Here is an 18,571-nt window from a genome sequence, read left to right on the forward strand (position 1 = left end):
GTTTTTGCCCCCTAAAAGTGTGTGTTGTCACTGTCATTGCCTGCTTGAATAAAGTAATTCATCAGCCGTGTCTTCGTAATTTTGCCGATGACTTTTTTTGGTTCCTGCGGATCGACCACAGGCAAGGTATCGACTTCATGTCGCCCTAACAACGTACCAGCCGTCAAAATCGTTTCTTCGGGTGTGATGGTCACGATGTTTGGCATGCGAGTCATGATCATCGCTACAGGTGTTTTTTCTGGTGCGGCATTGCTGATCGCAAAGCGCAGTAGGTCTTTGCGGGAGAGGACCCCAATCAGCTCGTCTTGGTCATTTTTGACATAGAGGGAACCGACATCGTACATAAACAAAGTCGTGACCGCTTCATAAACGGAGACCGTTTGTGAGATCAGCAACGGCGGGATCATGACTTCTGCAACTTTGGTATGATAGAGTTTTTCGAAAAGCAAAGGCTCAACGGTTTGTCCTGTATAGAAATAGCCGACTTTCGGTCGGGCGTCTAATAAACCGGTCATGGTCAAAATCGATAAGTCATTCCGCAAGGTTGCGCGGCTCAAGCCCAACTGCTTCGCAATGGTCTCCCCACTGATCGGCTGATGCTCTTTGACGATCTCAATGATTTTCATTTGTCTTTGGCTTAATTCCAATGTGTCACCTTCTTTCTTTTATGTGCTATGCTATTGATTATATGATTTTCCGAATAAAAAGGCAATCCTTCTCTTTTAAAAAGGATAAATCCCTGAAAAGTTTTCTTTTTTCAGCTTGACGATTAAATGTGTCATACTATATACTGCTAATTAATCGAAATAGTATATAACATTTAAAAGGAGGAACATGATGGAAAAAGCAGTCGTATGGTTTTCAGAAGGCACAAAAGAGCAAAAAGCACTATTAGGCGGGAAAGGGGCAAATCTGGCGGAGATGACCAATTTGGGTTTGCCTGTTCCCCAGGGATTTATCGTCCCTGCGACTATTTGCCTGACCTATTTAGAAGAACAGGTTCTTCCTGAGGCGATCATCAAGCAAGTCAAAGCTGCCATCGAAGAATTGGCAGTCCGCAGGAACAAAACATTTGGCGGACTGCAGTCGCCATTGTTGGTTTCTGTCCGCAGTGGGGCTAAGTTTTCCATGCCAGGGATGATGGATACGATCTTAAACCTTGGGTTGAATGATGAAACCGTCCAAGGCTTGGCTCAGCAGACGGGGGACCCCGTTTTTGCTTATGATTGTTACCGCCGCTTGATCCAGATGTATGGGGATGTGGTGAAAGGTGTAGCAAAAGAGCACTTTGAAGCCTACTTGACAGATTATAAGAAACAGCAGAATTATGCGTCAGACCAAATGATGACCGGCAATGATTGGCAAATGATCTGCCGCGTGTTTCAAAGTATTTATATGGAACATACTCAAGAAGCGTTTCCGCAAGACCCGTTTCAGCAATTGTTGGCAGCCATCACGGCGGTTTTTCGCTCATGGAACAACCCACGGGCAAAGACCTACCGATCTCTCCATCGCATCCCTGACGATCTAGGGACTGCCGTAACGATTCAAGAAATGGTTTTTGGTAACAGCGGGATAAATAGCGGGACGGGTGTCGCCTTCACCCGCAATCCAGCAACCGGGGAACCGGGACTTTTCGGCGAATTTTTAGTGTGTGCCCAAGGGGAAGATGTGGTTGCAGGGATTCGTACACCGCAACCGATCCAAGCGTTGGCACAGCAGCATCCCATGATCTATCAGGAATTAAAGCAACTGGCTGAGCGTTTGGAGGATCACTATCAAGACATGCAAGACATTGAGTTTACCATCGATGACGGCCAGCTGTTTGTCTTGCAAACGAGAAACGGCAAACGAACCGCCGCTGCCGCAGCGCAAATCGCAACGGATATGGTCGCAGAAGGTCGGATCACTATCAGGCAAGCACTAGATCGCATCACACCAGAAATGATCGATCAATTGCTGCACCCGTTATTTGCCCCCGAAGCCTTACAGCAAGCCAAAGCCTTTGCGCAGGGCTTGCCGGCTAGTCCAGGAGCAGCTTCAGGACATGTCTATTTCACTGCAGAGGCGGCGGAAAAAGCCAGCCGCGCAGGAGAAAAAGTCCTGCTGCTGCGGCAGGAAACCTCACCTGAAGATATTGAAGGCATGGTGGTGAGTGAAGCGATCATTACCGCTCGTGGGGGGATGACTTCGCATGCGGCGGTGGTCGCCCGTGGTCTGGGGGTCTGCTGTGTGGTAGGGTGCGAGGCATTAAGTGTCGATGTATTTTTGAAGCAGGCTCGCTGCGGCGAGCTGCTGATTGAAGAAGGTGACGTGCTTTCGGTAGACGGCAGCACTGGCAAACTGTATCAAGGGCAGCTGCCTATGACCAGTGTCCAGGAGCGTGTCTTGCTGGATCAGCTTTTGACGTGGGCACAAGCCCAGGCAGATCTAAAGGTTTACGCAAATGCGGAAACGAAAAATGACATTGAGGCTGCGCTGGCCTTTGGGGCAGCAGGCATCGGTCTGGCACGGACGGAGCATATGTTTTTTGGGGAAGAGCGTTTGTGGAAAATGCGGGAAGTCATTTTGGCGGAAACGAAGGCGGAACGATTGAAGGCGTTGGCTGAGATCAAGGCTTATCAAAAAGCCGATTTCCAAGAAATGCTGCAGGCCGCGCAAGGAAAGAAGTGCACGATTCGTTTATTAGATCCACCACTTCATGAATTTTTGCCCCATGAGCATGAACGCCTTGAAATGGCTCGCCGTAGTCAAAAATCATTGGCAGTGATCGAGCGGCGAATTGACGAGCTGCAAGAGGTCAATCCCATGATGGGGCATCGCGGCAGCCGTTTAGGACTGAGCTATCCAGAAATTTATGAAATGCAAACAGCGGCGATTTGTGAAGCGGCTGTGGAATTGCGGCAGCAAGGAGTCGAGGTAGAGGCGGCGATCTTATTGCCCCTGATCAGTTTGCCCGCAGAGCTGCAGGTGTTGAAAGCGACGTTGACACAGGTGATCGCTCAAGCAGAAGCAACCCTGCAGCAACCATTGCACATCGAGATCGGCATGATGATCGAGACACCTAGAGCGTGCTTGATCGCTGGGGAGTGTGCTGAAGATGCTGCGTTCTTTAGTTTTGGTACCAATGACTTGACCCAAATGACGTTTGGCTTTTCGCGGGATGATGCAGGCAGCTTTATTCAAGCCTATTTGCAGTCGGGGATCTTACAGGAAGATCCTTACCAGCACTTAGATCAGGCGGGTGTTGGCACCTTGATGCGCCAAGCGATCACTGGCGTAAGAGATCGTCAGCCAGAGCACTCGATCGGTGTTTGTGGCGAAGTCGGCAGCGATCCCTATTCCATTGCATTTTTGCGAGAGATCGGCATCGACTATGTTTCTTGCTCCCCATACCGAATCCCTGCTGCCTGGTTAGCGATCGCCCAATCCGCCCCCATCATCGAAGAGGCGTCAGTGGGCTCCCGCTAAAATAGGAGAAAAAAATACACCGCAGTCCACTAGCAAGGCTCGCCTGCTTGGTGGATTACGGTGTGTTCGTGCAGCGTCGTTCTTACAGGGGCTGATCCGTTTTTTGAATCGCGGGTTTGCGTCCTTTTAAATACCAAGTGATCCCAATGACATGGGCGAGGTAGATGGCAGCGAGGACGAAACGTACCAGCAGATTAGGGATCAATAGTGCAGGAATTGCAAAGACTAGCAGCATCATGGCAAACATCCGAACCATTCCCTTGGTGCTCAGCTGTTTTTGTACGAGTGGTTTTTCAATGTATTTTTGATAATTTTCTGATTGAACCAAGCGTTGATAATAGGTATCGGAACTCCGCAGCCAGAAATAAGCCGTCAGCAAGTAAAAGACCGTTGTAGGTAAGAAAGGCAAAAAGATTCCTAACGTACCTAGACCGAATGTCAGTGATCCACAAAGAAAAAACAGTGTTTTTTTCAAAAGTAACCCTCCTTATTTGGGTGTTTCGTGTCTTACCCTCAGTATAACGGAGGAGGGGCTGCTTGAACATGCGTTTTGTGCTTTTCCCCGTTTTTAGCGGCAATAAGAGTTTTTCTTCCCCTTACTCCTGCTTTTTTGATAGACTAGAAACAACACAAAGGGGGAAGCAGCATGGAAACGATTGAATTGAATACCGGCATTCAGATTCCAGTGATCGGCAGCGGGACGAATACATTTGGGAAAGAAAACCGAGAATACCAAGGTGCGATCAATGATGATACGACAGAGCTGTTGACTGCCATCAAGCTTGGGTATCGGCATTTTGATACGGCGATTTCTTACCGCAACGAAGCCGTAGTAGGCAAAGCCATCAAAGAAAGCGGGATCGACCGCAGCGAATTTTTCCTGACTTCTAAGATTCCTGGGAAACCAGAGCATACGCAAGATGCAGCTGCCGTGAAAGCGTCAGTCGAAGCGAGTTTAGCAGCCTTGCAGACGGAATCGATCGATCTTTATTTGATCCATCATCCGTGGGACAACTTGGCAGAGATCGCCGCTGTCTGGGCGGTTCTTGAGGCTTATGTCGATAAAGGGGTCTTAAAAGCGATCGGGGTGTCCAATTTCCAAGAAGAAGAACTTAGCTATTTATTGGCAAACAGTCGGATCAAACCAGCGGTCAATCAAATCGAATCGCATCCAGGCAAGTGGAACGATGCGATCATCGCCTATTCCTTAGCCAATCAGGTAGTTCCAGAAGCCTGGGGGCCACTTTCACGGATTTCAGAAGCGGCTCGGGAAACCTTGACCCAAATCGGTGAAGCGTATCAAAAAACCTGGAGCCAAGTGGTCTTGCGTTACCAAATCGAGCGTGGGGTGATCGTGATTCCGAAATCCCATTCAGAAAAACATCAAGCCGAAAATTTAGCGCTCTTTGATTTCGCTTTGACTGCGGAAGAAAAAGCTGTCATCAAAGAATTATAGGCAATAAAAAGCAGCCCCATTAAAGGGGCCCCTACAGCCAGTGCGGAAACTTCCGTGCTGGCTATTTTTATGCAGTCGCAACGCTCCTTCATGACTGAGGAGCTTTTCTATTCGTTAGATCAGCAACCGTAAGCCTTAGCAAAAAAGAAAATGCGCTTGCAGCCGTTTCTGCCAATGAACCCTCTTAATCATTCAAAGAAATAACCGATTATCCTTACTAAGGGTCGTCTACGGACGAGTCTTCATTGGATCGTGTGAAATTGGAAATGAAGGAGTGGCACAGTTGTGAAAAAAAGAAAAAAGACGATAGGAATTTATGTGATGATCACCTTGATGCTGGTTGCGGGGATCCCGATCATTGTCATGCTGACAAGTTCCTATTTAACCACCAAGAACTTATTGATTGAACGAAATGATTTGAACAAAGAAAGTGCCGTCAATTTGATCTTGGCGGAAGAAAAGAGTTTGCGCCGATCGACGGAAAGCAAATTGAAATCAATGGCTGAACTGCCAGCGATGAAAACAGAATTCAGCATGGGACGCATCCGTTCAGATCTTTCTTTAGCGATTGCTGGAAGCAACAGCTTCTTAGCGGTGACTTTTGGAACAGAAGATGATGAATATGTAACCTTCAATCCCTTACCAGATGATTATAAGCCTACGATTCGGCCATGGTACAAAGGGGCCGTAAAAGCCGAAGGAGAAGTGTATTGGACAGCACCTTATTTAGATACAGTGTCGAATCAATTTGTGACGTCGGCTTCGATCAGGGTCAAAAATTCCCATAATCAAGTGGGGGTTTTAAGCGTCGATGTTTCCTATGAAAGCATTCAAAACATCTTGTCTTCCTTTACCGTAGGGCGGACTGGGAATGTCACCTTAGTTTCAGAATCTGGGGTCATCGTGACCTCAAAAAACACCAAACAAATCGGTAAGAATATCAAAGAAGAAGAAGTGTTCCAAAAAATCAAAGAAGCTAAAAACCCGACAGGCATGGTTGGCTTAGGCGACTCGAATAAAGTCAACGATGTGTTGTATGACAAGTCTGCTGATTCCAATGTTTGGGCGTACTCCGAAGTCAAAGCTAGTGATCTAGACAAAGAGTTAGGAGCGTTAGTCCGCACCACCATTATCGTTACGATCTTGATGCTGCTCTTTGTAGGACTGGTTTCTTATGCCGCGATCAAAGTAGTCGCAGCGATCATCGATTGCTTCAATCGTTACTTTAGAAAAGTCGGTGAAGGCAAACTAGAGAAGATGAGCAAAACCAAAAGAGCCAAAGGCGAAAAATGGACATGGGATCAATTGGCACGCCGAGTTGTATATCCAGACAAAGCAGGCAATGAGATCCAGCAAATGGCGGACAATTACAATGTGATGATCGAAGGCACGGGTGCATTGATCCAAAAAGTACAAAAAGAAAGCAACAGTGTCGCAGGAATGTCGGATTCTTTATTAGAATTGTCAAAACAAACCAATATTGCGACAGAAGAAGTCTCTCAAACCATTACGGGTATTGCTGAAGTGACCGGTGCTCAAGCCCAAGAAACAGAATACAGCGTGTCACAAATGCAAAATCTGTCGCAAGTCGTGAAAGAATTACGAGAAAATGTTGGCGGCATGAGCAGCAAGTCGCAAGAATCTACGAAGATCAATCAAGAAAACTTAACGATCATGGATCAAGTCGATGACAGCTGGCGACAAGAGTTGGCACAGATGGAGCGCTTGATGTCGAACATGACGGGAATGAATGATAGTATCCAAAACATCAACTCGATCATTGGGGTCATCAACGATATTTCTTACCAAACCAACTTGCTAGCCTTGAATGCATCGATCGAAGCCGCAAGTGCAGGTGAGTCGGGCAAAGGCTTTGCCGTCGTAGCTGCTGAGATCCGTAAATTGGCGGAACAAAGCAAGGCTTCTACCAAAGAGATCGAAGCGATCATTGAAGAAATTCGTGAGCAGTCTAGTCAAATGGTCAAACAAACGTCGGCATCTGTCAAAGGCGGCGTTCGCCAAACCAACCTGATCAAAGAAGCGATCTCCTCTTCAAAAGAAGTTTTCCAACGCAGCAGCTATATGATCGAAGGCATCCATCATATTGAAGCAGCCAGTGCTCGTATCGAAAACATTCAAAACAGTGTACTGGAAAACTTAGAAAACATTTCCGCATCAACGGAAGAAAATGCCGCTGGTACACAAGAAGTTTCCGCAAATGCAGAAGAAGTCTTGGCAACCATGGATGAATTTACCAACCATGTGGCCGATCTCAGGGACATTGCAGAAGAGTTGAAGCGATTGACCAATCGGTTTGAAGTGGAAAAATAAATGATTGACTAGCGAAAGCTGATCATCCCCCCCATTCCCAATAAATTCGTTGGTAATGGGGGTTTTTTGATGTGTAAGGTTAAATCAGAATTGTCCAACTGCAAAAAAGAAGGTCAGTTAGGGAACCGTAGGGTGAGGCATGAAGCATCTGTTATAATGAGAAGAAGCAACCAATGGCTGTCGACTTTTGCCAAGCAGCAACATCAGACAGGTCAACTGTGATTGCTCATTAAGAAAGCGTACACTTTAAGTTGAGAAAAGGAGGGGTACGGTTGCTGAAGATTTTTGGAAAAGAATACCAATTGATTCGTCTCGCCTCTTGGCTGATGCTAGTTATGGGTATCATCATTTTAGGCTTAAAAGGGTTGCTTTTTATGGTTTTTGAGATTCCTTTTATTGACCGTTTCACATTGGTGGGCATTGTCATCATTTGTTACGGCTACTACAATTTATTTATAGATAAAAAAAACGATCGCCTTTGAAAGGGGATCGTTTTTTTAATTGGAAAAGGTTATTTATTGAGCAACTGCCGTTTCAGTCCGCTGAATGATCATCTCCACGCGGCGGTTTTCCGAGCGGCCTTGGGGGGTGTTATTATCGGCTTTCGGTTCGGTATCGGCAAAGGCTTGGATGGCAGCATTTTTTTCTAAAACGGCGCCTTTGCTGATGAAGTACTCCATAACGGTAATGGCCCGAGCGGAACTAAGATCCCAGTTAGATTGGTAGCGGCCATTGCCTTTTTCAGGTACGTTATCGGTATGCCCAGCGATCACGATTTTGTTGGCTTTTAGTTTTTTCAGTGAGTCCGATAGTAGATCCAGTGACTGACGAGTGGTGTCCGTGATCTCGGCGCTGCCAGAGGCAAACAAGATACTGCTGGCAAGCGTGATATGCAAGCCATCGGATTCCAAGCGGACTTCTGTCTGCTCTTTTAAGCCAGAAGCTGCCAGCTCTTGTGACAGCTGGTCGCTGATTTTTTCTAGTTGCTGATTTTCTAGTTGGGTCCGAACCGCTGCTTCTTGCGCTTGTGCTTCGGCAGAAGTGGCGGCTTTTTTTCGCGGCGTGGTCTCGCCCATATCGATCACTGACCCAATCACAGATGAATTGCTGTGGTGGCTGGAAAGGATGGTGCCGAATTCGCTTCGGATTTCTTGGAACTTCTCATCATCGACTTTCGCCATGGCAAACATGACGATGAACAAAGCCAGCAGCAAGGTCAACATATCCGAGTAAGGCAAAAGCCACGCTTCGTCTACATGTTCTTCATGTTTCTTTTTTCGCTTCATGTCGCTTCACCCTTTATAATTGTTCTTGCCGTTTTTTCGGATCGATCAAGCTGTATAATTTTTTCTCAATGCTTTTCGGCGATTGTCCGGCTTGGATCGCTAAGACCCCTTCCACGATGATCGACATCATTTGGACCTCTTGCTCCGATTTCAAGGTCAGGCGTGAGCTAAAGGGAATGAACAGGACATAGCCGAAGAAAATACCATAAAGGGTCGCCACGAAGGCCGCCGAGATCATGTGCCCCAGTGCCTCTACATCCTCTAAATTACCTAGCGCCCCAATCAGCCCGATCACGGCTCCTAACACCCCTAAGGTCGGGGAACTCGTGCCGGCGGTTTTAAAAATAGCCGAGCCGATGCGATGCCGTTCTTCGATCCCATAGATTTCATTCTCCATGATTTCTTGGATCTGTTCGGCAGCGATGCCATCAACCACCATTTCCAAGCCCTTTTTTAAAAAAGGATCTTCTAAGTTTTGGATGGCACCTTCAAGAGATAACAAACCGTCGCGCCGGGCTTGGTTGGCTAATTCAACGATGGTATTGATGGTTGTTTTTAAGTCGTATTCTTTATTTTTCAGCAGAACGCCGAAGATCTTCGGGATTTTTTTGATATCACTGCTGGGAAATGAATTGATAACGGCTGCGATCACACCAACGAAAATGATGATCGCGGCTGCCGGATTGATCAAAACGGCCACATTGGCACCTTTTACAATCATCCCAACCACCACAGATATCAATCCTAAAATAATACCGATCAGCAAGAAAAAATCCATTTGTTGCGTCCTCCTAAATTCTATTTCCAGGTTTTAAACCCTCATTTATTTTATCGGTGAATTAAAATCATTCTTAATAGCAAAAAAAAATAATCCTAAAAATAACTAAAATAAATTTTCAGCTTCTTCTTTTTTTGTTGTTTTTTGGGCAAGTTGCGGCAAATTTTTGAAATGGTACAGCTTGCAATTTTTGTGAATATTTATAGACGGTACCGTTTTTTTTCGTGAACCGTTTCTCAGGGTTTGTCATGTCATTCAGCACAAATGAAAATGTTTTAATCAATTTTTCGAATAATGCTTGTTTTTTTATCAAAAAACTGATTTTGATCAAAAGGCATAGATATGCTTGTAAAACGCTTTATATCGATCGTTTGCTTTTTATAACTGGGGACGAAATTGCGATGAAACAGTGTTTAACAAATAACATAACATGCTTGTAACTTAAATGTCATATCCGTAAAGTTGCAAAAATCAAATTGTAAAATAAAAATAATTCTACTATAATGACATCACGTCTTCTTGTTTTTTTAATCTATAACAAAAAAATAAATAAATATATTTGTTTCTGTTCCATCGCTGAAAAAAACGTTTGGTACAGAAGGTGGAAGGAGCAATTATTGTTGGATACCTATGATTTATTAAAAACAGCCATGAACGTTTCTGCCCAACGCGCAGAATTGATCTCGTCTAATATCGCTAATGTCAACACGGATGGGTACAAAGCAAAACGCATTGTGTTTGAAAGCGAATTAAAGCAGGCACTCGCTTCATCAGGGACGGACGCTGCAACCGAAGCGTCAGTTTCTCAAGTAAAACCGAAAATCACTGAAAATGCAACTACCAGCATCAAAGACAACGGCAATAACGTGGATCTTGAAGTGGAGATGTTGGATCAAGCAGCCAATGGGTTATATTACAGTGCATTGACCGCACAAGTCAACGGTCGCTTGCAAATGATGAACCTTGTATTGAGTAATTGATAGAAAGCGCAGGAAAAACAAATGGGTATGTTTAATGGACTAACGATCAACGCGAGCGGTCTAGCATTGGAACGGTTAAAACTAGATACGATCTCCAGCAATATCGCAAATGTAAATACGAATCAAACACAAACAACCGCTGCTTATCAAAAAAAGAGTATTCTTTTTTCAGAAAATTTAAAAAATAGTCGCGAAGGAACACCGGCTACATATGGTGTCAAAGTGACGGGGATCGCTGCCGATGAGACGGAAAAACTGACCTATGATCCTACGAATCCCGCTGCCAACGATGAGGGATATGTCGGTCAATCAAATGTGGATATTGCCGATGAAATGGTGGCAATGTTGCAAGCGGTTCGAACGTACGAAGCCAATGTTTCTGCTTCAGAAATGAATAAAACGATCTTGAAAAAAGCATTAGAAATATCAAAGGGGTAACGAGAAAATGGATGGACTTTTAACGACAGGATTAACGGACTACCAAAACGTTTTGCGGACACTAGGCACGGGGGCTGCTTCAAACGAGACCAGTGCTGCAGGCGCCGAGGAAAATCAGTTTTCTTCTTACTTGACCAATGCGGTCGATCAGTTGAATCAAAAAACGGCGGTCATGGATCAAGATACTGTAAATTTGATCACCGGCGATGAAAGCGATCTAGGGAATGTGATGATTCGCATGACGGAGGCGCAACTGGCGCTACAAACAGCCGTTCAAGTACGAAACAAGTGTTTAGAAGCTTACAATGACGTGAAAAATATGCAGTTTTAGCAGTGGGTGAGGGAATAAGGATAAATGATGGATAAAGTGAAAGAATGGACAGAACAACTCAAAGACCGTTGGCAAATGCAAAGCTCTTTAAAGAAAATGATCGTTGTTCTTTCCGTTATCAGCGTTCTCGGAATCACAGCAGCTGTTTATTATTTAAATACGCGAATTGAATACGGTATCTTGTTTACGGATCTAAGCGATGCCGATGCGGGAACGATCAGCAAGGATTTGGAGGAACAGCAGATCGCCTACAAATTAGCCGACAATGGGACGACTATTTTGATCGATAAAGACCAAGTCGATGAATACCGCATCAATCTTGCCGTGGACAATAAATTACCAAATACCAGTACGGGCTTTGAATTATTTGATGATGCCAACATGATGACAACCGACGAAGACCGCAAGATCATGTATCAGCGGGCAGTAACGGGCGAACTGCAACGAGCGATCGAGTCGATCGATGCGGTCAAATCCGCCAAAGTTTTACTCGTAATGCCAGAAGAAAGTGTCTTTTCTTCTGAGGAAAGTGCGCCAACTGCTTCTATCGTGTTGACCTTGAAAAATCAGCAGATTGCAGACGAGTCCGTGCAAGGGATCGTTACCTTGACTTCAGGGGCAGTGGAAAAGCTGAAGCCAGAAAATGTAAAAGTCGTTGATAGCGCGGGCAATACCTTGACGAGAACCGAAGATGAAGCCAGTCAATTAAGTGGCCTGAACATTAAATACATTGCCATCAAAGATTCCTATGAAAAAACACTAGAAGAAAAAGTAGCGAAGCTGCTGACACCGATCTATGGCGCAGACAAATTCCAAGTGTCGATCAATTTAGACTTGAATTTTGACTCGATCGAGCGGAAGAAAGTTACTTATGATGACCCAGAGATCAAGAGTGAGACAGTGCAGGCTGCTGGTTCGCAAGGGACCGTCCAAGAAGCCCAAACAGGGACGGTGGATGACAATGTCTCCAATGTGACGGGCACGGATGGAGAGGGAAACAATTCCTACAGCCGTTCGGTGGAAAACGAATTGGATACCGAGACCACCACGACCATTACGGCCCCTGGCATGATCGAACGAATGACCAGCTCGATCGTGATCAATGCGAACCTTTCGCAAGCGGATCAAGCAGAATTGCAGCAGTTGATTGCTAGTGCCGTCGGCTATGACAATGACCGTGGTGATCAAATCGCGATCCAAGGATTTGACTTTGCCCAAGCAGAGGTTGATCCAGCCGTTGATCCGCAAGGGAATGAACCGATTGCAGCTGCCAAAGGTTATCTCAAGTATGCCATCATCGGCGGCATCGTGTTGACCTTGTTCTTAGTGATTTTAATGATCGTTGGCGTGATCCGACGTCGTCGTAAAGAAGACGAGCTGGAAGTCGATGTGACGGAGGAAATGGTCACTTTTGCACAACCGTCAGCAGTTAGCACTGGAGCAAGTCCGTCAGTTGCACAAGAAGTCGTTTTTGGCGGTGTCGGCAATCGGTCTGCTGAAACGAAACCAGCGGTGCCAGAAGCATCCACACAAGAAGCCGCAGCAGAACATTCAGGAGAACCAACATTGGATCAAACGGCTAGAAATTATGCCGAAAGCAATCCTGAAGTAGCGGCGGAATTGATCAAAGCTTGGATGAAAGAAAAATAAGGGGGCAGCCATGGATACAATAGACGGGGTAAAAAAAGCAGCGATTCTTCTGATCTCTCTAGGATCAGATACCTCTGCAAAGATCATGAAGCTGCTGCCAGAATCATTTATACAAAAGGTGAGCTATGAGATCGCCAATATCGACTTTGTCAGTCCCGAAGAGCGGGATCAAGTGTTGGAGGAATTTTCTCATACCGCAACGGCCCGCAAATATGTCTTAGACGGCGGGATCGATTATGCCAAAAATTTGCTGAACCAAGCATTAGGCCCTCAAAAAGCCAAAGAAGTCATTGACGTATTGACTCAGATTCAGCTGCGGGAACGGCCCTTTAATATCGCTCGCAAAGCCGATGTTCAACAGTTGACCAATCTGTTGATCGGTGAACATCCGCAAACGGTAGCGTTGATTTTGTGCTACATGCAGCCGGACAAAGCGGCCAGCGTCTTGTCGCAGTTTCCCGATCATTTGCAAGTGGAGATCGCTGAACGGATCGGGACGATCTCCAGTACGTCGCCTTTGGTGATCGAACGGATCGAAAAAGTGATCGAGAACAAATTCTCGAATTACATTGAGAACGATACGGAAAATGTCGGTGGTGTGCATACTCTGGTTGAGATCTTGAACTCAGTCAGCCGCAGCACCGAAAAGAACATTTTGAACGACTTAGAAAAGCGGCAACCAGAACTCTCCAACGAAGTGAAATCCAGCTTGTTTACTTTCGAGGATATCGTGACCCTCGATCGCTTGGATGTTCAAAAAGTCTTACGAGATGTTCAAAACGATGTGTTAGTCTTAGCGCTTAAAGGCACGACCGATGACATCAAGAACTTTATTTTCTCCAACCTCTCATCACGGGCGGTGGAAAATCTGCAAGAAGAAATTCAATTTATGGGTCCTACCCGCTTGTCTGCTGTAGAAGAAGCCCAACAAAGTGTGGTGGCTGTGATTCGACGGCTAGATGAAACCGGTGAGATCTACATCGGAAGGGGCGACCAAGATGCAGTGGTCAAATAGCAGTTTATTGAAGCAGCAGGCGGTCAAAACGACCGAAGCTGCGCGCAGTATTTTGACGGATACGACCATCAAAGCGCCGATTGAGAAACCAAGCTTAGACCCAGAACTGCAAGCGGCTAGACGTGCACGCCAGTTGGAGCAGGAACGGCATCTGCAGCAAATGGAAGCCTTGAAGCAGCAGATTTTGACCGATGCACAAGAACAAGCAACGCAAATTCTAGCAGAAGCGAGAACGGAAGGCTTTCAAGCAGGACAAGCAGACGGCTTTCAACAAGGCTATCAAGAAGGACTCAATGCCAGCAAAGAAGCCGCGCAAGCATTGATGGCACAAGCCCAAGCCAATGTCGCTGAAGCCGTTTCTGAGATCAATACCTTTCGCTCAGAGAAAAAGCAAGAAATGATCGCTTATGGCACGACAATCGCTGAAGCCTTGATCAATCAACGTTTTACAGATGAGCAAGCAGGCTTCTTGCCTTTTGTGGAGTCTGTGCTATGGCAATTTGAACAACCCGATCAATTTGTGACTGTTCGCAGCCAAGAGCAGCATCTTGCAGGATTGCGAGAATTGTTGGAAACCAAAAAGCAGACGATCAGCGGGTTTCGCTATTTACTCATGGCAGATGACAGCTTGGCGGAACACGATTTTTGTATCGAATCTGAAAATGCCTTGGTGGTTTTTGAACTGAGGGAAGAAATCGCTCGCTTTTTGAGCCAATTTCTAGAAAGCAGTGTGAAGGAATGACGTTTGAATTACCGATCACAGAGCTGCGCAAAACGGCGCAAGCACAGCCGTTTTTTACCACCTACGGCAAAGTCAGCGAAGTCGTAGGTCTGCTGATCAAAGTCGAAGGGCTGGCGGTTTTCATAGGGGAAATCTGTGAAGTCGCATTGCAAAACAAGACACATACAGCCTTAGCCGAAGTCGTAGGCTTTGTGAAAAAAACCGTGCTCCTGATGCCCCTTGATCAGCTAGAAGGCATCGGACCGGGCTGTTTGGTGCGGCCAACTGGCAAATCGTTGACGGTAAAAATCGATGATACGCTGCTAGGGCACACCTTAGATGGACTAGGGCGACCGTTAGATATGGCGCTGGAGCTGGAAAGTGCGCCAGAATATCCAGTTAGTCAAGATTCTCCTGACCCCTTTCGCCGTCAAAAAATCGCTGAGATCATGCCGACAGGTGTCCGGGCGATCGATGGTCTTTTGACCGTCGGCCTTGGCCAACGGATCGGCATTTTTGCCGGCAGCGGGGTCGGTAAGAGTACTTTATTGGGGATGTTGGCTCGTTATTGCGAAGCCGATGTCATCGTGATCGGCTTGATCGGTGAGCGGGGACGAGAAGTCAAAGAATTTATTGAAAATGATCTAGGCCCAGAAGGTTACCGCAAGTCGGTCGTTGTCTGTGCCACCTCCGATATGCCGCCTCTCGTACGATTAAAAGGGGCTCATGTGGCAACAGCGATCGCTGAGTATTACCGCGATCAAGGGAAGAAAGTCGTATTGATGATGGATTCGGTGACCCGTTTTGCGATGGCACAGCGGGAGATCGGTCTATCGACAGGCGAGCCGCCGACGACCAAAGGCTATACCCCTTCTGTGTTTACAGCTTTACCGAAGTTGTTAGAACGCAGTGGGATGTCGGACAAAGGCTCGATCACGGCCTTTTATACTGTCTTGGTAGAAGGGGATGACATGAATGAACCGATCGCTGATGCGGTGCGGGGAATTCTTGATGGACATATTCTGTTGTCCCGAAAAATCGCCGCTCAAAATCATTATCCTGCCATCGATATTCAAAACAGCCTCAGCCGCTTGATGAAGACCCTTGTTTCTGAGGAACAGCATAAACATGCGGGGGAACTAAAAGAAAACATGGCCGTTTATGCAGAGGCCAAGGATTTGATCGATATCGGTGCCTACAAAAGCGGCAGCAATGCGTTGACTGACCAAGCGATCGCGTTGCATCACCCCATCCTACGGTTTTTACAGCAAAAAGTGGATGAGCGGATCCCATTTGAACAAACGATTTTTGAACTGGCGCATTTGTTCAGTGAAGAAGCGCTGATCGAGCGCCAGCGATCGACCATGTAAAACAGATCATAAAGGAGCAGCTATGCAAGCATTTCACTTTTCCTTAGAAAAAGTATTGGATCACCGAAAAACTATTGAGCAAGAAGCCAAACGCGCTTACGCCCAAAAACAACAATTGTTGATTCAGCAAGAACAGCACCTGAATACGCTGACACAGGAAAAAGCCCAGCTTTTTGATGTCAATGAGATGACCATTGGGCGGATGCAAGTGCAACAACGCTATTTGCTTGCGTTGAATGCCACCATCGATGAGGTTCAGAACAAAATGTTTCACGTGAAGCAAGAATTGGCAGAGTCTTTATCGGTGGTGGTAGAAGCGCAGCAGGAACGCAAGATCGTGGAAAAGCTGCGAGAAAAACAATTTGCTGAATACACCTATGAACAGCAATTGGAAGAGCAAAAACAATTGGATGAGTTCGGCAATCGCGCCATATTTTCTTAAAGCACTAATGGTTTTAGTGATGAGACGACCTTGGTTTCAAATCATCAGCTGAGAGGAGGTGAACAATGAAAGAGATCACAACAAGTGCCGCAACCGCTGTACCTGTCGGTAGCAAATCAAAAAAGACGGAGGCGTCACCAGAAGTCTTCAGTTTGCTGATGCAACAGCTGACGGAACAGAGCGCAAGCAACCTGTCAGCATCCTTCGAACCATCAGGTATGTCGGAGCAAACCGCCACCGCACCAGAAAAGGGGATTGCCAGCAGTATGGAACATCTGCCACAGGAGCCAGAAATCACTCCAGCAGTCGAACAACCTGCAACGACACAAGCGCCAGAAATGAGCCAGATCAGCCAGGCACCTTTTGCAGGCTTGGTTCAAGAAGCGCCACAGGCATCAATGGCAACGACGGAGCAGAACCAAACGAGCGCCACAGCAGCTTCTCTCGACAGTGTTTCAGCAGCTTTTCCAGCACCAATAGACGTAGCCACCACAGTCATCAACCCCTCCGAGCCTGCGCTTGAAGGTCTAGCTTTGATGACAAATGACAGAAGTGAAGCCGCTGCACCAACGCTTGAAACGCCTTTGCCAGAAGACTTAGTAGGCGAAGAGCAGTCCACGGCAAAAGGGATCGCGACTTTCAAGGAAATCGATTCAGTAACAAAAGCCGCGATTGCGCAGACGACAGCAGCACAGCTGAAACAGTCCACCGAAGGGACCGCGCAATTGGGCCAAACGGGACCATTGGATCAAGTGTCGCCAGTGACCAACCAAGCGACGGATACGACTAGCACCTTGCAACGCACGAATGAAATAGTTGCCAAAAAAGCGGAAGCTGTTTCTGCACAAGCCATTGCTTCTTCAGCAGTAACTGACAATGAAATGGCGGCATCAGCACCGCAGCTGCTTGATGTTTCTCCCTTTTTGACCAAGCAAGGACCGGCGCCAACAAAAGCGAGTATGGAACAAGCGGTCCTACCCTTAGCAAAAGCGACTGCCCAACTCGTCCAAACGAGCAGCACGGCAAGCGAGAAAAAAATCACGCTGCAATTCGTTCCCGAAAAATTAGGCACGATCCAGCTTTCCCTAGAAACGAATGCCCAAGGCAGCCGCTTAGAACTGACCGTTCAGCAGCCGCAAGCCAAAGAATTATTGCTGTCCATCAAGCATGAGCTAGAGCAAGTTTTGCAAAAGCAAGAGCAGCCGATCCTAGCGATCAAAGAACCTACATTAGCTTCTGTCCAGCAGGCTAGTCCGCTGTCAAATCAATCCTTTGCCGGCAGTATGATGGCAAGTGACAGTCAGTTAAGCCAACAGCGTTTTTTACAGGCTCAAAAAGGACAAAGCAAAAAGCCATTTCATCAAAGCAATACGGCTGAAGAAGAGCCGCAATTAGCACCGATCGATCATGCGATCAGTATTTTAGTGTAAAGGAGGAGACCTATGGCAGATGAAATTACAGCAGCTGCGGCCGGTATTGCCAATACATCGGCATTAACGCAAACAAAAAAATCTTCAGATATCTCCATGGATGATTTTTTGAAGATCTTAGCCGCATCTATGAGCAACCCATCGATGGGAGGCAGCGATTCTTCTGGTGGTGGTAGCACCGACTATATCTCGCAACTGGTTCAATTTACGACCTTAGAGAGCTTGAATGAATTGAGCGAAACGTTGACGACCTCGGTGATTTTACAGCAACAGCAGCAAGCCTTTAGCTTGATCAATAAACAAGTCACTCTGATGGACGGCACAGAAACATTGTCAGGAACCATCGAAAAGGTCCGCTTTGCCAATGGCTACGCCACGATCGTCGTAAATGGCAAAGAATACAGTATGAGTGCGATCCAAGAGATTGGCGGCGAAGCAAAATGAGTTTGACGATTCAACAGGGGCTGCAAAAAGTTGCCGGGGAGCCTTATCAACATCCCCGCAAAGCCGTGGACAAACAAGCCTTCTCTTCAATGCTTGAACAAAAACAAAGCGACATCAAAGTCTCCCATCATGCGCAAAAGCGTTTGACCGCAAGAGAATTGACCTTACAAGACGATGATTACCAATCCCTTTCAACGGCGCTTAGTGAGCTCGCGGAAAAAGGCAGCAAAGAATCACTGCTCGTGTACAAAGATATGGGCTTGATCGCCGATGTCCATTCACGAACCATCATTACGGCGATGGGGATGAATGAGCTTCACACCGTCACCAATATTGACAGCGCCACATTTATCAAATAGCAGCTGGACTGAAAAGGGGCTGCAAGTATTTTCTGAATGACAGAGGAAAATACGCCAACCATAAGGAGG

Annotated in this window: 19 protein-coding genes; 15 read left to right on the forward strand and 4 right to left on the reverse strand. The window is 46.5% G+C overall.

Annotated elements, in window-relative coordinates; translation table 11 throughout:
• Positions 1 to 11: 11 nt before the first annotated feature.
• Positions 12 to 647, reverse strand: a complete 636-nt coding sequence (locus tag A5878_RS00585; RefSeq protein ID WP_005232817.1) for a helix-turn-helix transcriptional regulator — start codon at positions 645 to 647, stop codon at positions 12 to 14.
• 190 nt (positions 648 to 837) lie between these two features.
• Between A5878_RS00585 and ppdK the strand changes: the two genes are divergently transcribed.
• Positions 838 to 3,471: a pyruvate, phosphate dikinase gene (gene ppdK, locus A5878_RS00590; protein ID WP_015508725.1), complete on the forward strand. Its 2,634-nt coding sequence runs from the start codon at positions 838 to 840 to the stop codon at positions 3,469 to 3,471.
• Between the two features lie 82 nt (positions 3,472 to 3,553).
• Here the strand turns inward: ppdK and A5878_RS00595 are convergent, their stop codons facing one another.
• Positions 3,554 to 3,946: a YbaN family protein gene (locus tag A5878_RS00595; protein ID WP_086294342.1), complete on the reverse strand. Its 393-nt coding sequence runs from the start codon at positions 3,944 to 3,946 to the stop codon at positions 3,554 to 3,556.
• A gap of 171 nt (positions 3,947 to 4,117) precedes the next feature.
• On the opposite strand from A5878_RS00595, the gene A5878_RS00600 reads away from it, so the two are divergent.
• The 3 genes from A5878_RS00600 to A5878_RS00610 all read left to right on the forward strand — a co-directional run bounded on the left by A5878_RS00600 (position 4,118) and on the right by A5878_RS00610 (position 7,740).
• A complete protein-coding gene (locus A5878_RS00600) occupies positions 4,118 to 4,927 on the forward strand; it encodes an aldo/keto reductase (protein WP_005226570.1) in 810 nt (269 codons plus the stop codon).
• A gap of 285 nt (positions 4,928 to 5,212) precedes the next feature.
• Complete coding sequence (locus A5878_RS00605) at positions 5,213 to 7,258, forward strand: methyl-accepting chemotaxis protein (protein WP_005226571.1); 2,046 nt, start codon at positions 5,213 to 5,215, stop codon at positions 7,256 to 7,258.
• 272 nt (positions 7,259 to 7,530) lie between these two features.
• Positions 7,531 to 7,740: a hypothetical protein gene (locus tag A5878_RS00610; protein WP_086294343.1), complete on the forward strand. Its 210-nt coding sequence runs from the start codon at positions 7,531 to 7,533 to the stop codon at positions 7,738 to 7,740.
• Between the two features lie 33 nt (positions 7,741 to 7,773).
• Here the strand turns inward: A5878_RS00610 and A5878_RS00615 are convergent, their stop codons facing one another.
• A complete protein-coding gene (locus A5878_RS00615) occupies positions 7,774 to 8,544 on the reverse strand; it encodes a flagellar motor protein MotB (protein ID WP_086294344.1) in 771 nt (256 codons plus the stop codon).
• 13 nt (positions 8,545 to 8,557) lie between these two features.
• The gene (motA, locus tag A5878_RS00620; protein WP_005232810.1) at positions 8,558 to 9,322 is read right to left on the reverse strand and encodes a flagellar motor stator protein MotA; all 765 of its coding nucleotides are present in this window, start codon (positions 9,320 to 9,322) and stop codon (positions 8,558 to 8,560) included.
• A gap of 620 nt (positions 9,323 to 9,942) precedes the next feature.
• Between motA and flgB the strand changes: the two genes are divergently transcribed.
• The 11 genes from flgB to A5878_RS00680 all read left to right on the forward strand — a co-directional run bounded on the left by flgB (position 9,943) and on the right by A5878_RS00680 (position 18,502).
• A complete protein-coding gene (flgB, locus tag A5878_RS00630) occupies positions 9,943 to 10,302 on the forward strand; it encodes a flagellar basal body rod protein FlgB (RefSeq protein WP_017144455.1) in 360 nt (119 codons plus the stop codon).
• 21 nt (positions 10,303 to 10,323) lie between these two features.
• Positions 10,324 to 10,740 (forward strand): flagellar basal body rod protein FlgC, encoded by a 417-nt coding sequence (flgC, locus tag A5878_RS00635; RefSeq protein WP_003129038.1) that lies wholly within the window; start codon positions 10,324 to 10,326, stop codon positions 10,738 to 10,740.
• A 7-nt stretch (positions 10,741 to 10,747) separates the two neighbouring features.
• Positions 10,748 to 11,071 (forward strand): flagellar hook-basal body complex protein FliE, encoded by a 324-nt coding sequence (gene fliE, locus A5878_RS00640; protein ID WP_074535600.1) that lies wholly within the window; start codon positions 10,748 to 10,750, stop codon positions 11,069 to 11,071.
• A gap of 27 nt (positions 11,072 to 11,098) precedes the next feature.
• Positions 11,099 to 12,721, forward strand: a complete 1,623-nt coding sequence (gene fliF / locus A5878_RS00645) for a flagellar basal-body MS-ring/collar protein FliF (protein ID WP_175445281.1) — start codon at positions 11,099 to 11,101, stop codon at positions 12,719 to 12,721.
• Between the two features lie 10 nt (positions 12,722 to 12,731).
• A complete protein-coding gene (gene fliG, locus A5878_RS00650; protein ID WP_005226586.1) occupies positions 12,732 to 13,736 on the forward strand; it encodes a flagellar motor switch protein FliG in 1,005 nt (334 codons plus the stop codon).
• Positions 13,720 to 14,478 (forward strand): hypothetical protein, encoded by a 759-nt coding sequence (locus tag A5878_RS00655; protein ID WP_086294346.1) that lies wholly within the window; start codon positions 13,720 to 13,722, stop codon positions 14,476 to 14,478. Before fliG ends, A5878_RS00655 begins: the two co-directional genes overlap by 17 nt.
• Complete coding sequence (gene fliI, locus A5878_RS00660; protein WP_086294347.1) at positions 14,475 to 15,827, forward strand: flagellar protein export ATPase FliI; 1,353 nt, start codon at positions 14,475 to 14,477, stop codon at positions 15,825 to 15,827. Before A5878_RS00655 ends, fliI begins: the two co-directional genes overlap by 4 nt.
• A gap of 22 nt (positions 15,828 to 15,849) precedes the next feature.
• The gene (gene fliJ, locus A5878_RS00665; protein WP_074535604.1) at positions 15,850 to 16,269 is read left to right on the forward strand and encodes a flagellar export protein FliJ; all 420 of its coding nucleotides are present in this window, start codon (positions 15,850 to 15,852) and stop codon (positions 16,267 to 16,269) included.
• 65 nt (positions 16,270 to 16,334) lie between these two features.
• A complete protein-coding gene (locus tag A5878_RS00670; RefSeq protein ID WP_074535605.1) occupies positions 16,335 to 17,699 on the forward strand; it encodes a flagellar hook-length control protein FliK in 1,365 nt (454 codons plus the stop codon).
• A 12-nt stretch (positions 17,700 to 17,711) separates the two neighbouring features.
• A complete protein-coding gene (locus tag A5878_RS00675) occupies positions 17,712 to 18,143 on the forward strand; it encodes a flagellar hook capping FlgD N-terminal domain-containing protein (RefSeq protein ID WP_003129052.1) in 432 nt (143 codons plus the stop codon).
• A complete protein-coding gene (locus A5878_RS00680; RefSeq protein ID WP_074535606.1) occupies positions 18,140 to 18,502 on the forward strand; it encodes a flagellar protein in 363 nt (120 codons plus the stop codon). The genes A5878_RS00675 and A5878_RS00680 overlap by 4 nt, the downstream gene beginning before the upstream one ends.
• Positions 18,503 to 18,571: the final 69 nt, after the last annotated feature.

The sequence above is a fragment of the Enterococcus sp. 3G6_DIV0642 genome, from assembly GCF_002140635.1.
Classification (GTDB): domain Bacteria; phylum Bacillota; class Bacilli; order Lactobacillales; family Enterococcaceae; genus Enterococcus_D; species Enterococcus_D casseliflavus.

Bases quoted from the DNA above. Each gene is read 5' to 3' on its own strand.
- flgC (WP_003129038.1), top strand. From the start codon at position 10,324: ATGGGTATGTTTAATGGACTAACGATCAACGCGAGCGGTCTAGCATTG.
- A5878_RS00655 (WP_086294346.1), top strand. From the start codon at position 13,720: ATGCAGTGGTCAAATAGCAGTTTATTGAAGCAGCAGGCGGTCAAAACG.
- ppdK (WP_015508725.1), top strand. From the start codon at position 838: ATGGAAAAAGCAGTCGTATGGTTTTCAGAAGGCACAAAAGAGCAAAAA.
- fliF (WP_175445281.1), top strand. From the start codon at position 11,099: ATGGATAAAGTGAAAGAATGGACAGAACAACTCAAAGACCGTTGGCAA.
- A5878_RS00615 (WP_086294344.1), bottom strand. From the start codon at position 8,544: ATGAAGCGAAAAAAGAAACATGAAGAACATGTAGACGAAGCGTGGCTT.
- fliI (WP_086294347.1), top strand. From the start codon at position 14,475: ATGACGTTTGAATTACCGATCACAGAGCTGCGCAAAACGGCGCAAGCA.
- fliJ (WP_074535604.1), top strand. From the start codon at position 15,850: ATGCAAGCATTTCACTTTTCCTTAGAAAAAGTATTGGATCACCGAAAA.
- fliG (WP_005226586.1), top strand. From the start codon at position 12,732: ATGGATACAATAGACGGGGTAAAAAAAGCAGCGATTCTTCTGATCTCT.
- A5878_RS00675 (WP_003129052.1), top strand. From the start codon at position 17,712: ATGGCAGATGAAATTACAGCAGCTGCGGCCGGTATTGCCAATACATCG.
- A5878_RS00670 (WP_074535605.1), top strand. From the start codon at position 16,335: ATGAAAGAGATCACAACAAGTGCCGCAACCGCTGTACCTGTCGGTAGC.
- motA (WP_005232810.1), bottom strand. From the start codon at position 9,322: ATGGATTTTTTCTTGCTGATCGGTATTATTTTAGGATTGATATCTGTG.
- fliE (WP_074535600.1), top strand. From the start codon at position 10,748: ATGGATGGACTTTTAACGACAGGATTAACGGACTACCAAAACGTTTTG.
- A5878_RS00680 (WP_074535606.1), top strand. From the start codon at position 18,140: ATGAGTTTGACGATTCAACAGGGGCTGCAAAAAGTTGCCGGGGAGCCT.
- A5878_RS00600 (WP_005226570.1), top strand. From the start codon at position 4,118: ATGGAAACGATTGAATTGAATACCGGCATTCAGATTCCAGTGATCGGC.